The sequence below is a fragment of the Blautia caecimuris genome, from assembly GCF_024622975.1.
GTDB lineage: Bacteria > Bacillota > Clostridia > Lachnospirales > Lachnospiraceae > Blautia_A > Blautia_A caecimuris.
In genome coordinates this window covers 55,873-71,595 of the sequence record NZ_JANJZT010000007.1, presented here as the reverse complement: position 1 = coordinate 71,595, position 15,723 = coordinate 55,873, and the positions used below count along the sequence as shown (strand labels likewise).

The window sequence follows — 15,723 nt, the reverse complement described above, 5'->3', positions numbered from 1 at the left end:
AAGAAAAAGAATTGATATAGCTTATTAAAATGACAAATATATCGGTAAAACTATACAAAATATACAATATAATATTGTGCGCACTGACATAAATGAAAATATATTATGAAAACGTTTGACATAAAAAGACAGATGAACTATAATGAGTCCATCAAAAGGAATGGAAAGTATAAGCGAAAAGGAGGAATTTTAACATGAAAAAAAAAGCTTTAAGTCTGGTGATGGCGGCAGCAGTTGCAGGAACTATGCTTACAGGATGTGGAAGCACTGAAGGAGAAAAAACAGCAGATAAAAAAGACAGTATCACTGTATTAGTAGAGAGCGGATCTCCGGCAGAGGCCCTTGCAAAGGAAACTGCAGCAGATTTTAAAGAGGAAACAGGCTGTGAGGTTATTGTAGATGCAGTTGCCTATACAGGAATGTATGATAAATTGTCTACAGAGATCAAGGCAAAACAGGCAGCCCATGATGTAGCGTGTATGGATGTAGTATGGCTGGCAGCTTTTGCAGATGCTATTGAACCGCTTAAAGATGCAGATAGCAGCGATTTCCTTCCAACTCTCGAAGAAAGCGGAACTATTGATGGAAACCTTCTTGGATATCCCATGTGGGTAAATTCTAAGATTCTGATTTACAGAAAGGATCTGATTCCAGAGGACAAAGTACCGAAAACCTGGGAAGAATATCAGTCTCTTGCAGAAGAATTAAAAACAGATGATATGTATGGAACTACAGTATTTGGAAGCGGTTCAGATGCAGTATGTTCTTTCCTGGATTTCGCATGTCAGGCCGGAGCAGAGGGGCTTGTATTTGATAAAGATGGTAATGTAAACATCACTGACCAGGCTTATGCAGATGCGCTGCAGTTTATGGTGGATACTGCAGGGGCAGATTATACTCCGTCAGATTCTCTTTCCACAGCAGCCACAGAGTCTCAGGAGCTTTTTACAAATGGAAAAACGGCAATGCAGTTAAACTGGAGCCATCAGTATCCGGCAGCTGTTGAAGCACTGGGAGCGGACAAGGTAGGATGTGCGCCGATGATAGCCGGAAAAGCAGGAATCGGAGCAACCACAGGTCCATGGTATGAGTGTGTGATGAAAAATTCTGAGAACAAGGAAATGGCACAGAAATATGTTGAATTTATGTATGATCATAATGCAGATTACATGGATCTTACCCTGAAGATTGCGGGAAGAACTTCTGTTTATGAGGAAGCCGGAAAAACAGAAGGAAATGAGCATACAACTGCAGTTCTCGAAACTCTGGGAGCAGAACAGACACAGGCAAGACCTATGGTGACAACCTGGGCACAGATTGAGGAAGTTCTTACTGGTGTTGTAGAATCTTGTCTGGGAGGCGCAGATATACAGGAGACTCTGGAAGCTGCCAGGACAGAAATTGAAGCAATCGGAATGTAACAGGGGAGACTTTCCCTGTACGAAAAGGTGGTAAAGGGTATGAAATTAATTTCAAAGAAAACCTTATTATTATTTTTCCTGCCAGGCGCGATATTTATGGGTGCGTTTCTGATCTATCCAATTATAACCATGGTGGCAGACAGCTTTTTTGATATTGGGCTGACAGGAGACAGGACATTTGTAGGGCTTGATAATTATATCCGGGCATTTACAGCAGGAGGATTCTTAAAACAGTTAAAGAATACATTGCTGTACATTGTGATTGCAGTTGGTGTGGAGACGCTTCTGGGACTGCTGTTCGCTTTGTTTTTTGAAATGGATTATAAGGGAAGCAAGATTATTCGTTCCTTTATGATGGCTCCTCTTATGATTGCGCCTTTAGTTGCAGGACTTACCTGGAAATTAATGATGAGCTCCAGCTTTGGAATAGTAAACGAGCTTCTGGCGCGGATCGGAATTTTATCCAGCAGCAGCGACATTTTATGGCTTGCAGACGAAAAATGGTCGCTGATTGCCTGCTGTATTGCAGATATATGGCTGACAACTCCTTTTATGATGCTGATGATACTGGCTGGTCTGCAGGGACTTGATTCCAGTATGACAGAAGCAGCAAAAATTGATGGCGCAAATCTTCTGCAGCAGATTTTTTATATCAAACTCCCTGTGATTAAACCAGTTTTGCTGACTGCTTTGTCTGTAAGAATCATAGATGCTGCCAGAACCTTTGATATTATCTGGGCTATGACAGAGGGAGGTCCTAACAGTTCTTCGGAAACGATCAGTATTATGATCTATAAAACTTTGACAAGGTACAATGATATTGGCTATGCAAGCGCTATGGCAGTTGTATTCATTGTTGTTTTGGTTGTATTTACCCTGGTCTTTATGCAGAGCTTATGGAATCCAAAGAAAAAGAACAGCTAATCAGTGTAATAGGAGGCGAAAATAGTGAAGAGAAAAGGAGAAACAGGAAAAAAGCTTGGAATCGCTCTGTCAGTGATTCTTACAGTGGGCTGGCTCTTTCCATATATTTATGTGATTTGCTGTGCATTTAAGCCGGGGTCAGAGGTGATTGCAGTTCCGCCGAAATTTTTCCCCAAGGTCTTTTCAATTGAAAACTTTTCCGGACTGTTGGAAAGAATGGATGCGATGAAGTTTTTGTTCAACAGTCTGACAGTTGCTCTTATCAGCACAATCATTGCCCTGATCCTTGGTTCTCTTGCGGCTTATGCTATTCAGAGATCAGGCGCAAAGCTGTCAGTTCTGTTAATCGTTTTGGTGCTGTGTCTGAAAATGATTCCTACGTCTAGCATTGTAGTGCCGATTTATGAACTGATCTGTAATCTTGGGCTTTATGACACAAAAATTGCACTGATCATTGTATATGCAGCCATTAACATGCCATTTGTTATGTGGACTATGCTGAGCTTTTATGAAGGAGTTCCCACTACGCTGGACGAAGCAGCGTATATGGATGGCGCCAACAGTTTGCAGACTTTTTGGAGAGTGATTCTTCCAATTTGCAAGCCGGGACTGGCAACAGCATTTATTTTCACTCTGTTTCTTGCATGGAATGATTTTCTGGTTGCTCTTCTTCTGACCAGCACAAATGCCAAAACATTTACTGTAGGCCTGGCAGGATTTTTATCAGCATATAATCTTGATTTAGGACCTATGTGTGCAGGAGCATTTCTATTCAGTTTCCCGGTTATGATCATTTCGCTGGCTGCTCAGAAATATATTGTGCAGGGAATGACTGCCGGTGCAGTAAAAGGATAAGGACAGGAGCAGGTTATGGAAAGAAATTTAATGCAGTTAAATATCCAGAGAGCTCAGGAAGAAATAGACAGAAAAAAAGAGCTTGTCAGCAAAGGAAGCATGAGACAGGAGTATCATTTTATGCCTCAGGCAGGATGGATGAATGATCCGAACGGACTGATCTGTTTCAGGGGAAAGTATCATTTTTTCTATCAGTGTAATCCTTATGGGGCATTTTGGGACTGTATGTACTGGGGACATGCGGTCAGTGAAGATCTGATTCACTGGGAATACCTTCCCCTGGCTCTTGCTCCAAGTGAGTCATATGATGATTATCCTAAGGGCGGATGCTTTTCCGGAAGCGCCATTGTCTGTGAAGATAAGCTGTTCCTGATGTATACAGGGACGGCAAATAATGGAAATGGAGTAGAACAGACTCAGTGCATTGCATACAGTACAGATGGAATCCATTTCGAAAAATATGGGGGAAATCCTGTTCTGAGAGCTCCCAAAGGGATTAAGGCAGACTGTTTCCGGGATCCAAAGGTATGGAAACACGGTGACACGTACTATATGGTGTGCGGTGCAAGTCGGGATAACAAAGGTCTTGCCCTGCTTTACCGATCAAAAGACATGTTTCACTGGTCATTTTTTAATGTACTTGCAGAAAGTCGAGGAGAGTGGGGATTTATGTGGGAATGCCCGGACTTTTTTCAGGCAGGAGATCAGTATGTTCTGACATTCTCCCCTATGGGAGCAGGAGATCATACCTCTGTGTATATGGTTGGAGACTTTGACTATGAAACTGGAAAATTTGATTATTATATAAGTAAGGAAATTGACTGGGGTCTGGATTACTATGCTCCACAATCTTTTGAAACAATGGATGGCAGAAGAATTATGGTTGCCTGGGCGAATGAATGGGAATGGATGCCGTTATGGAAGGACTGGGGACCGTCATACAGAGAGGGATGGAGTGGATTTTTTAATCTTCCAAGGGAAGTAAGAAAGAAACCAGATGGCTTACTTCAGTTTGTTCCTGTAAAAGAGCTGGAAAATCTGCGTGTGAATCCAATAAAAAAAGAAAAATTTGTGCTTGAAGAGCAGGAAACAGAAATTAAAGCCGGTGATGGAATCTGTTATGAAATAAAGTTTAATCTGGATTTGCAGGAAACCACGGCAGATCAGGTAGAGATAAAGCTGCGCTGTGGAGACGGAAAAAATACAGTCTGCCTTTTTGACCTGAAAAAGGGGGAAATGAGTGTGGACAGAAATTTTGGAGACGGATGGAGCAAAGGGATTTCTAGAAGTATATTAAACCTGAAAGAAAAAAATGAACTGGATGTTCATGTTTTTGTGGATCGCAGTTCGGTTGAAATTTTTGCAGATCAGTACAGTAATAATCATTCCAATAATGTATTTGCATCAGATGAACAGAATCAGATCTTCATGAGTGCGTATGGTGGGAAAGCAGTGATATCCGGTCTGGAAACATATGGATTAAAATTGTCTTAGATTAGATGAGGAGTATGGAACAGGAGGTTTTAAGAATGTTCGATAAAAATTATTATGATGTGACAAATTGGGATACAGGAAATCCATATGAAGATATTGGGGAAGTTCTTAATAGTATTATAGCAGATATCAAGAGGAGACAGTCTGATTCTGATCATTGTGAAGGAGGAAAACCGGGAGCAGTAATCTTTATTCCATCAGGGGATTATCATCTTCGCACTCAGGTGGTCATTGATCTCAGCTATTTAAAGATTATGGGAACAGGCCATGGGTTTGTATCTTCCAGTATCCGTTATAATCTTCCGGAAAAGGAGTGGAAGGATCTGCATGAGATCTGGCCGGGCGGAAGCCGTATTCTCGTAGACTTAGATGTAAATCCAGAGGATGATGAGAAAGATGGAGCAGCATTTTATGTGAAGCGTGAAGGAAATCCCCGGATCAGCTCTGTGGAATTTGAAAATTTCTGTATTGACGGTCTGCATTTTGTGGATGATGGAACTGATATTGACAATGTGGAAAATACATATGTAAATGGAAAAACAGGAATTTATGTTGGAAGCGCCCAGGACTCGTTCAGGATTACCGGTATGGGATTTGTGTATCTGGAACATGGAATTACAGTTTATCATGCAGATGCATTATCCATTCATGATAATTTTATTGCGGAATGTGGCAACTGCATTGAGCTTCGAGGCTGGGGACAGGCCTCAAAGATTACGGATAATCTTATGGGAGCCGGATATAAGGGGTATTCGATATTTGCACAGAATTTTGGAGGCCTTTTGATTAATGCCAACAATATTTTTCCCCGTGGAACCAGCAGTGTCACCTTTAAAGATGTGGCGAAATCTACAATCACAGGAAACAGATTTCATGGTTTTTATCCTGGAATGCTGGTGTTTGAAGGAGCATGTTCGGAAAATATGATTTCTTCTAATCATTTTCTCCGGGATAATGAGCCGTGGACACCGCTGATCGGTGTGGATAATGGTCTGGATGATCAGTTTGGTATTCTCAGAATCAGCGGCAGTAATAATTCCATTATTGCTAATCACATTTCGGAAACAGTGTCTTTGGAGTCGATAAAACCGGCGGACAAAAGACCGGTTATCATACGGCTGATTTCCGGAAACGGTAACTACATTGCTTCTAATCATATTGTTGCAATGGCAGAATTGGATGCGGAAGCATCGGAGGCATGTTTTGCAGCACAGGTAAATGCCCTTACAGGCAGAGACAGACGCAGAAAGCTTGATGTAGTGCATGTTCTTGTGGAAGAAAAGTCAGAGGAAAATATTGTTCTTGATTCTGGAAGTGAAAAACAGGTAATTCTGGACCGAAAAAGAAATGCTTTCAGAGCTACTCCGGAATTAGAGGCTATGTAATTCCTGTCAACCTTACAAAAATGTCACATACAGAGAGAAACTGTAAGCCAAAGTTATGGCATACGGTTTCTCTTTTCTGTATACTGAGGTTACAAAATAAAACTGCGCGCTGCACACAGGAAATGTCAGATATGGAAGTGAAAGGGGCGCGTATGACGGGAGGAAACAGAATCATGGCTTTACTGGAAGTAACAAATGTAAAGAAAATATACAGTACGCGATTTGGAGGAAATCAGGTTCAGGCGCTTGCCAACGTGACTTTTTCTGTAGAAAGCGGAGAATTTGTGGCGATCATGGGAGAATCCGGATCCGGAAAAACAACGCTTCTGAATATCCTGGCGTCTCTGGATCGTCCTACAGAGGGAGAAGTGCTTCTTGATGGAAAAAGCATTGTCCATTTAACGGAAAAGGAGATTTCCGCTTTCCGGAGAAATAATCTGGGATTTGTATTCCAGGATTTTAACCTTCTGGATACGTTCAGCCTCAGAGACAATATTTATCTTCCACTGGTGCTGGCAGGGGAGGATTACCGTGAAATGGAGCAGAAGATCCGGCCTGTTGCAAAGGCTCTTCGCATTACAGAGATCCTGGAGAAATATCCCTATGAGGTTTCCGGCGGACAGAAGCAGAGGGCGGCAGTAGCGAGGGCTCTGATCACAGATCCGAGGATTATTCTGGCAGACGAACCTACAGGAGCCCTGGATTCCAGAGCAGCAGCTTCTCTTTTGTCCATGTTTGGGGAGATCAATGATGCAGGACAGACCATTCTTATGGTAACACACAGCGCCCAGGCCGCAAGTCATGCCTCCAGAGTTCTTTTTATTAAAGACGGAGAAGTGTTCCATCAGATTTACAGAGGAACGAAATCACGTCAGGAAATGTATCAGATGATCTCAGATACGCTGACAGTTCTGATGACAGGCGGTGAGGCTTATGCGTAAAGGGATGTTTCTGAGACTTGCGCTTACCAATATTAAGAAAAACAGGGGAACCTATATTCCGTATATGCTTTCCTGTATGGGATGTATTGCAGTCCTTTATATCATGATGTTTATTGTCACCAGCCCGGACACTGTAAATATGAGAGGCGGCAGGGATGTGGCAGCCATTGTGAGCATGGGAGTCTTTATTCTCGGCGTTTTTTCAGTGATCTTTCTTCTGTTCTGCAACAGCTTTCTGATGAAAAGAAGGCAGAAGGAGCTGGGACTTTACAATGTACTTGGTATGGAAAAAAGGCACATCAGTCATCTGATGCTTGTGGAAACAGTGTTCACAGGTATTGCGAGCCTGGCAGGAGGACTGGCGGCAGGAATCCTTGGAAGTAAGCTGGCGCTTTTGCTTCTTCTGAAAATCCTTCGTATTCCCGCAAAGTTTGGATTTTATATTTCCTGGAAAGGAATCAAGGTCTGTGCGGTATCCTATGGAGTGATTCTTGTACTGACACTTTTTAATAATCTGAGGCGGGTGCATTTCAGCCGGCCGGTAGAACTGCTGTCCGGAGGCAATGCAGGAGAGCGGGAACCAAAAAGCAAGCTTTTTATGGCCATTGCGGGATTTGGCTGTCTGGGAACCGGATATTATCTGGCAGTTACCACAGAATCGATTATTGATGCGCTGGGAGTCTTTTTTATAGCAGTCCTTCTTGTTATGGCAGGAACATATCTGGTATTTACTTCAGGCAGTATTGTGATTTTGAAGCTGCTGCGCAGGAGAAAAAAGTTTTATTATAAGCTTCAGAATTTTACCAGTGTCTCGGGAATGCTCTATCGGATGAAACAGAATGCGGTAGGTCTTGCAAGCATCTGTATTCTGAGTACAGGAGTGCTTCTGATGCTGTCTACTACGGTAAGCCTGAATATGGGAATCGAGGATACTATCCGTTCTCAGTACCCTTGTGACGTAAATGTGGATTTCCACGGACATTCTCCGGAAGAAGCGTATATGGCGCAGGAGTTTATAAGAACGGAACTGGAAGAAAAAAATATTCCGGTAGAAAGTGTGGAGTCTCAGATTTATCTTTCTCTCATAGGCGTTATGGAAGGAAACCGGTTAAATATGGATCCGCAAGCAGGACAGTCACAGACACAGAATATTGCAACGCTGGTAATTATTCCGGACAGCTTCAGTGAACAGGTGACAGGAGAAAAGCAGGATGTGCCTGAAGGCAGTCTTCTGGCTTACGGAACAGAAGAAAACAGCATTATTCTGGAGAACCAGGAATTTAAAATATCCGGCAGACTGAAAAAGCGCCCGGAGATCTCAGGTCAGCTGAGTATGGATTTTGTAAAAACTCTGTACTTTGTAGCAGATGAAAAAACCTTTGAAAAAATCAATCAGTTGCAGAATGAAGCGAAGGGCGGCGGATATTCCATTACATCCAGCATTGGAGTTCAGGTGCCGGGAGATGATGCGGCAGCCATTAAGTGCAGGCAGATGCTGAATGACAGTATTCAGAAGTTTAAAGAGCAGGGATATTTTGCTCAGGAACAGGATTATGTTTCCAGTCGTTCTTATGCAGAGGAAGGAGAAAACTTTTACGGGCTGAATGGAGGACTGCTGTTTGTGGGAATCCTTTTGGGCGGAGTGTTCCTTATGGGAACAGCGCTGATCATTTACTACAAGCAGATTTCTGAGGGGTATGAGGATAAGGCGCGTTTTGAGATCATGAGAAAAGTGGGAATGAGCCGCAGAGAAGTAAAAGCCTCGATTCACAGACAGATTCTTATGGTATTTTTCCTTCCGCTGATTACGGCATGTGTCCATATTGGAATGGCATTTCCTTTGATGAAAAGGCTGCTTCTTTTGGTGGGCATGTCAAATACCAGGCTGTTTCTTATATGTACGGCAGTAACAGTGATTATATTTGCAGCAGTCTATGGCGTGATCTATGCAGTGACAGCAAGATCCTATTACAGGATTTTGGAAAAAGCAGAGTAAAGGAAAGATGGAAAAAGCGAGCAGATATGAGAGAATTCATATCTGCTCGTTTTCATGGGCTTCCCGGTAAATAGCGCAGGCTGCATGATGACGGCAGGTTTTGTGGGCGCAGTTCATAACATCCAGTTTCCTGCCGCTTTCGGTGGGAATATATTCGCAGGTGACAGTCTGCATGCTGTTGCAGGTACGGCAAAAACCGGAGAGATTGATTTCAATGATTTCCTCTTCCATGGAAAACCTCCTTAAAGTGTATACCTGTAAAAAAGGTGAATAAAATTTCATTTATCAGTATACACGTTTCTGGCGTGTACCGCAACGGAAAAAGAACGCTTCCGGAAGGAGCGTTTTATAAAGAATATTGCATTTTTATACATTGTATAATTTTAATACAGGGCAAAATGTCATGGCGGAAGGCGATTTGGAATATATTCTGACCGGATTACCGGGAACGGAAGGAGCAGCAATATCTGACTTCTGTTATCAGGGTTATAAACAGAAGATTTGTGAAAAAATACGCAAAAACACATTATGCAGACAAAAAATTTCTGTTTACAATTCCACCGGAAAAATGTATAATCATACATAAATGAGGAGTGGAGATACAATGGAACAGAACACAAATAAACAACAGTTCATGCAGGGACTCCGGGATGGGGTTCCTGTTTCTTTGGGATATTTTGCAGTATCCTTTACCTTTGGAATGATGGCAGTTGCGGGAGGAATGTCTGTATGGCAGGCAACCCTTCTTTCTCTGACCAATATTACCTCGGCAGGCCAGTTTGCAGGTCTGGAGATTATTATTGCCTGCGGTTCTCTGTGGGAAATGGCTCTTACGCAGCTTGTGATCAATCTGAGATACAGTCTGATGTCTTTTTCTGTTTCTCAGAAGCTGCAGAAAAATATACCGTCAGGGCACAGATTTCTTGTGGCTTTTGGTATGACGGATGAGATCTTTGGACTCAGTATAAGCCGAAGTGGAAAACTGAATCCTTGGTATCACTACGGGGCAATGTGCGCAGCGATTCCGGGCTGGACACTGGGAACTTTTGTAGGGGCAATGGCAGGAAATATCATGCCGGGCTTTCTGTCCAGCGCTTTGAGCGTGGCTATTTACGGTATGTTTCTGGCGCTGATCATACCTCCGGCAAAGAAACACAGACCGGTACGGGCGGTAGTGGCAGGAGCCATGGCTATCAGCGCTGTTTTTGCAGTGGTTCCGGTGCTGAACAGGATATCATCCGGCTTTGTGATTATTTTTACAACACTGATCGTAGCCGGGGCTGCAGCTTATTTCTGTCCTATAGGGGACGGAGAGGAGGAAACTCATGAATCATAGTGTTTATGTTTATATACTGGTTATGGCGGGAGTTACTTATCTGATCCGTATGCTTCCGCTGGTGCTTTTTAAAAAGGAGATTACAAGTCCGTTTGTGAAGTCTTTTTTATTTTATGTGCCTTATGCCTGTCTGGCAGCAATGACATTTCCGGCCATACTTACCGCGCCGTCTTCCGGAATGATTGCCGGGGCAGCAGGCCTTGGCGCTGCTCTGATCGCAGCATACCGGGAAAAAAGTCTTCTTACGGTAGCTCTCTGCGCCTGCGTGGCAGTGTTTGTGGCAGAGCAGATTCTTGGATTTCTGGGATAATATAAAATAAGTGGAAAGTCTTTGTCTGAGAGTGTGTAAGCTTTCAGACAGAACCTTTTTACACTTTATATTGTTAAAGTGATACGTAAGTGTTATACTTTAAGAAAATGGTATACCTGTTTGGGCATAAGCAGGTCACAGGATACCGGGAAAATAAGGAACGGAAGGTAAAATGAATGAAAGAAAATTTGATAAAGGAAACGCAGCAGGCTCACAATAAGCCGTTTTCCTGTAATATTGTTCTGATAGGCTTTATGGGCGCGGGAAAAAGTACGGTTTCTGAATACCTCAGCAGAAAATACAATATGGATACCGTGGAAATGGATCAGATTATTGCAGAAAGAGAAAAAATGAGCATTTCCGATATTTTTTCAGTGCATGGGGAAGAATATTTCCGGGATCTGGAAACAAATCTGCTTATTGAAATGCAGGCAAAGACCAACACAGTAATTTCCTGCGGCGGCGGTGTTCCCATGAGAGAGAGAAACGTAAAGGAAATGAAGAAAAACGGATGCGTGGTTCTTCTTACCGCTGCACCGGAAACGATTCTGGAGCGGGTAAAAGATAGCCATGACCGGCCGCTTCTGGAGGGAAATAAAACAGTTTCCTATATTTCTGAGCTGATGGAAAAACGCCGCGAAAAATATGAGGCTGCTGCTGATCTGATCATTGAGACAGACGAAAAAAGCACTCAGGAAATCTGTGAAGAGCTGGTGCAGAAAATGGCAGGAGGACAGAAGATATGGAACAGAGAATAAAGGGAACAACAGGACTTATGATGCTGATCGGAAGCCCGGTAGGACATTCCGGTTCACCGGATATGTATAACTTCAGCTTCCGGTATCATAAACAGGATTATGCATATATGGCTTTTGATATTAAGGAAGACCAGGTAGGCGCAGCTTTGGATGCCATGCGGCTTTTTAAGATGAGAGGAGCCAATGTTACCATGCCCTGCAAAAATGAGGCTGCAAGACTGGTAGACGAGCTTTCACCGGCAGCACGGATTATTGGAGCAGTAAACACCATTGTAAATGAGGACGGGAAGCTTGTAGGTCATATTACAGATGGAACTGGTTTTGTACAGAACCTGAAGGAGCATGGAGTTGAGGTAAAAGGAAAGAAAATGGTGGTTCTTGGAGCAGGCGGAGCAGCTACAGCCATTCAGGTACAGTGCGCCCTTGACGGAGCTGCTTCTATTTCTGTTTTTAATCCTGATGATCCGTTTCTTGAGAGAGCTCATCAGACAGCGGAGAAGCTGAAAAAAGAGGCTCCGGAATGTAAGGTTCAGGTATTCTGCCTGGATGATGAAAACAGACTGAGAGAAGAAATTGCCCAGGCGGATATTCTGGTAAATGGCACTCTGGCAGGCATGAAGCCCCATGAAGACACCACTCTCATTACAGATAAGAGTATGTTCCGCCCGGATTTGGTTGTGGCTGATGTGGTCTACAATCCTGAGGAGACAAGGCTTCTCCGTGAAGCAAAGGAGGCCGGCTGCAAAACCATTGGCGGCAGGGGAATGCTTTTGTGGCAGGGCGCGGCAGCCTATAAGCTGTATACAGGCCTGGACATGCCCGTAGAAGAATACCGTAAATTCCAGGAACAGCAGGGCTGATTACACATAAAATCTATAAGATATAAACAAGACGGACAACTCGCTGAGAGGATTTCACTTTATTCTCTCAGTCAGAGTGTGTCCGTCTTGTTTTGTTACTGTTTCTGTACTCTTTTATATAGAAGAAAGATCAATTTCGCCCTCGAACACTGTAGTTGCCGGGCCTGTCATGTAAACAAGATTTTCCTGGCGGTTCCAGAGGATCTGAAGATCTCCGCCCAGAAGTTTAACGGTAATAGGCACGTCCTCGTCAACCAGGCCGTTTAAGGTGGAGGCCACAGCTACTGCGCAGGCGCCTGTTCCGCAGGCCAGTGTCTCTCCGGAGCCTCTTTCCCATACACGCATCTGGAGAGTGCGTCTGTCAATGACTTTGACAAATTCTGTGTTGATCCTGTCCGGAAAATTAATGTGGTTTTCAAACATAGGCCCTACCTTTTCAATGTCCAGACTGTTTACATCCTCCATGTAGGTAACTGCATGAGGATTGCCCATGGAAACAGCAGTGATATTCCAGATAGTTCCGTTTACGTCAAGTGGCTGGTTGATCACCTGTTCTTTGTCTGATACGACAGGGATCATTTTTGCAGTAAGAATGGGAGAACCCATATTTACTTTTACAGAGGAGACTTTTCCGTCTTTGATATCAAGATCCAGATATTTAATTCCGCTTTTTGTATTAACAGTAATATTCTTTTTATGGACGATGCCGTGATCGTAGGCGAATTTTGCCACACAGCGGATCCCGTTTCCGCACATGGCTCCCTGCGAGCCGTCCAGATTATACATATCCATTTCGCAGTCTGCCACATCGGAAGGCTTGACCAGGATCAGACCGTCAGAGCCGATACCGAAGTGCCTGTCGCTGACAAATCTTGCAACAGCCGAAGGATCGGCAATGGTTTCTTCAAAGCAGTTGACATATACATAATCATTTCCAATACCCTGCATTTTTGTAAACTTCATAGAGTTCCTCCTCATTATGTACTATTTATACTCATTCCCGGATAACGGTATCAAGTATAGAGATAAAATGTTATGGTTTTGTGAAATCAGAATAAAAATTCCAGAAATTTTATATCAGTTTATAAATATCAGGAAATGGTTCAAGGCTTCTTTTCAGGATTCCTGTGACCCGGGCGATCAGAATACCGTAATTTGTAACAGGAACGTTCTGATCCTGACAGCAGGCAATCCGGTATTTCATCTCTCTTTCATTCAGCATACAGCCGCCGCAGTGTACAACCAGTTTGTAATCCTTCAGATCATCAGGAAATTCTGTTCCGGAGGTGAAAACAAACTCCGGTTCTTTTTTTGTATAGCTTCGGATCCAGTTAGGGATTTTTACGGTTCCAATATCGTCACACTGACGGTGGTGAGTGCATCCTTCCGCGATCAGGATCTTATCGTTGTCCTGAATGTTGTCAAGAGCGGCAGCGCCCTGTACCACTGTGGCAAGATCTCCTTTATATCTGGCAAACAGAATGGAAAAGGAGGTGAGAGGAACCGTATCCGGGGTATCTTTTGACACCTTTGAGAAAACCTGACTGTCGGTGATCACAAGTTTTGGAGTGATTCCATGATTTCTGAAACTTTCCAGAGTGGATTTCAGCTCTGTATCTCTGACTACAAGAGAAAGGGCTCCTTTTTCCAGAACCGCGCGGATAGTCTGCTGCTGGGGAAGGATCAGGCGTCCCTTTGGCGCTGCCTTGTCAATGGGAACCACAAGGAGAACAAGATCTTCCGGGGCAATCAGATCCGCGATCAGTGGATATTTATGCGTTTCTTCAGGTTTCAGGGAAGCAAGCATTTCTTTCAGCTCATGGATGCCCCTGCCGGTTTTTGCGCTTACATAGATTTCATTTGTTTTTCCGGATTCCGAGGAAGCCGGAGAAGCGCTTTCGCCGGAAGCAGCAAAAGTGTCAGAATTACTTTTGATAGAATCAGCAGTGGAAAAAGCTTCCGTTTCAGAAGCAAGATCTGTCTTATTATAAACCAGGATCCAGGGGATATTTTTTTCCTGAAAACGGAGGATCAGTTCTTCCTCGCACCGGGTTTTACCTATATGAATGTCTGTTACCAGAACAGCAATATCTGTTTTATTTAAAACCTGAAAGCTTTTTTTTACACGGAGAGCTCCAAGTTCTCCTTCATCGTCAATGCCCGGGGTATCAATGATCATTACAGGTCCAAGGGGAAGAAGTTCCATGGTTTTGTAAACGGGATCCGTGGTCGTGCCTTTTACATCTGAGACAATCGCAAGATCCTGACCGGTTATTGCATTTATGATACTGGACTTTCCTGCATTTCGTTTTCCGAAAAAACTGATATGTATCCGCTCGGAAGCGGGCGTCTGATTCATTCCCATAGATATCCTCCTTATAAAAATACCGATTGTGCGTATAAAAGTGATTTTTTGTGCATATGAAAGTATTTTTATTATAGAAAATTATTTTTTATTATGCAAGTAAACTATTGCATTTTGCAAAAAACATGGTACAATAAAAATCATGATTTGAAGAAATTTTATGCAAAGAGAATGTATAAATATACTATTTTAAGGAGGAAACAAAAATGAAAAACATGAAAAAATTTGCAGCACTTGCACTTTGCGCAGCAATGACCGCATCTATGATGGGTGCAGTAACCGTATCTGCCAATGACAGCGGAGTTGAGAGCATTGATGATCTTGCAGGAAAAAAGATCGGAGTTCAGCTTGGAACCACTGGAGATACTTATGTGACAGACGAGTATGAAGGCGATGATGCCGGAACAAAAATCGAGCGTTTCAACAAAGCAAATGATACAGTAATGGCTCTGAAACAGGGCAAGATCGACTGTATTATCATCGACAGCCTTCCGGCAGAGGAGTTTGTAAAAAACAACGATGATCTGGAAATCCTGGAAGAGGATTTTGCTACAGAGGAATATGCCATTGCAGTAAAAAAAGGCAATGATGAGCTGACTGAAGCAATTAACGGAGCCCTGAAAGAGCTGAAAGAAGAAGGCATTCTTGACCAGATCAACGAAAACTATATCGGATCTGACGATGTGAAAGGTACCTGCCCGTATGAGTCACCGGAAGATGCAGACCGTTCCAACGGAACTCTGACAATGGCAACAAATGCAACTTTCCCTCCATATGAATATTATGAGGGCGACAAGATTGTAGGTATTGATGTGGAAATGGCACAGGCAGTCTGCGACAAACTCGGCTATGAGCTGAAAGTGGAGGATATGGAATTCAATGCGATCATGAATGCAGTAGCTTCCGGAAAGGCTGATATCGGTGTAGCCGGTATGACTGTTACAGAAGATCGTAAAGAGAACGCAAACTTTACTGATACTTATACAACTGCAAAACAGGTTATTATTGTTCGTAAATAATGGAACAGATCCTGCGCCTGTCATAGGTATGACAGACAACAGAGACACAGAAGTTCCGG

The 15,723-nt window shown here is 43.2% G+C and carries 14 protein-coding genes and 1 pseudogene; 12 read left to right on the top strand and 3 right to left on the bottom strand.

Annotation, left to right across the window (positions count from 1 at the left end; genetic code table 11):
* The first annotated feature begins 194 nt into the window (after positions 1–194).
* The 7 genes from NSA57_RS06470 (at position 195) to NSA57_RS06440 (ending at position 9,016) form a co-directional block, all read left to right on the top strand.
* A complete protein-coding gene (locus NSA57_RS06470; protein WP_257464354.1) occupies positions 195–1,421 on the top strand; it encodes an ABC transporter substrate-binding protein in 1,227 nt (408 codons plus the stop codon).
* A gap of 39 nt (positions 1,422–1,460) precedes the next feature.
* Positions 1,461–2,345 (top strand): carbohydrate ABC transporter permease, encoded by an 885-nt coding sequence (locus NSA57_RS06465; protein ID WP_138270349.1) that lies wholly within the window; start codon positions 1,461–1,463, stop codon positions 2,343–2,345.
* Between the two features lie 24 nt (positions 2,346–2,369).
* Entirely contained in the window at positions 2,370–3,200 is an 831-nt protein-coding gene (locus NSA57_RS06460; protein WP_147598749.1) for a carbohydrate ABC transporter permease, read from the top strand.
* Positions 3,201–3,215: 15 nt separating this feature from the next.
* The gene (locus tag NSA57_RS06455; RefSeq protein WP_257464353.1) at positions 3,216–4,694 is read left to right on the top strand and encodes a glycoside hydrolase family 32 protein; all 1,479 of its coding nucleotides are present in this window, start codon (positions 3,216–3,218) and stop codon (positions 4,692–4,694) included.
* A gap of 35 nt (positions 4,695–4,729) precedes the next feature.
* Positions 4,730–6,079, top strand: a complete 1,350-nt coding sequence (locus tag NSA57_RS06450; protein ID WP_257464352.1) for a NosD domain-containing protein — start codon at positions 4,730–4,732, stop codon at positions 6,077–6,079.
* A gap of 173 nt (positions 6,080–6,252) precedes the next feature.
* Positions 6,253–7,020, top strand: coding sequence for an ABC transporter ATP-binding protein (locus NSA57_RS06445; protein WP_138270388.1), 768 nt, complete (start codon positions 6,253–6,255; stop codon positions 7,018–7,020).
* Positions 7,013–9,016, top strand: coding sequence for an FtsX-like permease family protein (locus tag NSA57_RS06440; RefSeq protein WP_257464351.1), 2,004 nt, complete (start codon positions 7,013–7,015; stop codon positions 9,014–9,016). The genes NSA57_RS06445 and NSA57_RS06440 overlap by 8 nt, the downstream gene beginning before the upstream one ends.
* 36 nt (positions 9,017–9,052) lie before the next feature.
* On the opposite strand, the gene NSA57_RS06435 is transcribed toward NSA57_RS06440, so the two are convergent.
* Positions 9,053–9,247 carry a hypothetical protein gene (locus NSA57_RS06435; protein WP_173752578.1) on the bottom strand — a complete coding sequence of 65 codons (195 nt, stop codon included), beginning with the start codon at positions 9,245–9,247 and terminating at the stop codon, positions 9,053–9,055.
* 373 nt (positions 9,248–9,620) lie between these two features.
* Here NSA57_RS06435 and NSA57_RS06430 point away from each other — a divergent pair, with 373 nt between their 5' ends.
* The 4 genes and pseudogenes from NSA57_RS06430 to aroE all read left to right on the top strand — a co-directional run bounded on the left by NSA57_RS06430 (position 9,621) and on the right by aroE (position 12,280).
* The gene (locus tag NSA57_RS06430) at positions 9,621–10,352 is read left to right on the top strand and encodes an AzlC family ABC transporter permease (protein WP_138270354.1); all 732 of its coding nucleotides are present in this window, start codon (positions 9,621–9,623) and stop codon (positions 10,350–10,352) included.
* Complete coding sequence (locus NSA57_RS06425; protein ID WP_147598744.1) at positions 10,342–10,662, top strand: AzlD domain-containing protein; 321 nt, start codon at positions 10,342–10,344, stop codon at positions 10,660–10,662. The genes NSA57_RS06430 and NSA57_RS06425 overlap by 11 nt, the downstream gene beginning before the upstream one ends.
* A gap of 218 nt (positions 10,663–10,880) precedes the next feature.
* Positions 10,881–11,420, top strand: a pseudogene (locus NSA57_RS06420) (shikimate kinase); the annotation flags it as partial.
* A complete protein-coding gene (gene aroE, locus NSA57_RS06415) occupies positions 11,405–12,280 on the top strand; it encodes a shikimate dehydrogenase (RefSeq protein WP_257464350.1) in 876 nt (291 codons plus the stop codon). The pseudogene NSA57_RS06420 and the gene aroE, both read left to right, overlap by 16 nt.
* A gap of 114 nt (positions 12,281–12,394) precedes the next feature.
* On the opposite strand, the gene dapF is transcribed toward aroE, so the two are convergent.
* Positions 12,395–13,243 (bottom strand): diaminopimelate epimerase, encoded by an 849-nt coding sequence (gene dapF / locus NSA57_RS06410; RefSeq protein ID WP_147598741.1) that lies wholly within the window; start codon positions 13,241–13,243, stop codon positions 12,395–12,397.
* Positions 13,244–13,352: 109 nt separating this feature from the next.
* Complete coding sequence (hydF, locus tag NSA57_RS06405; RefSeq protein WP_173752576.1) at positions 13,353–14,645, bottom strand: [FeFe] hydrogenase H-cluster maturation GTPase HydF; 1,293 nt, start codon at positions 14,643–14,645, stop codon at positions 13,353–13,355.
* Positions 14,646–14,851: 206 nt separating this feature from the next.
* Between hydF and NSA57_RS06400 the strand changes: the two genes are divergently transcribed.
* Complete coding sequence (locus tag NSA57_RS06400; RefSeq protein WP_147598739.1) at positions 14,852–15,664, top strand: transporter substrate-binding domain-containing protein; 813 nt, start codon at positions 14,852–14,854, stop codon at positions 15,662–15,664.
* The last annotated feature ends 59 nt before the right edge of the window (positions 15,665–15,723 follow it).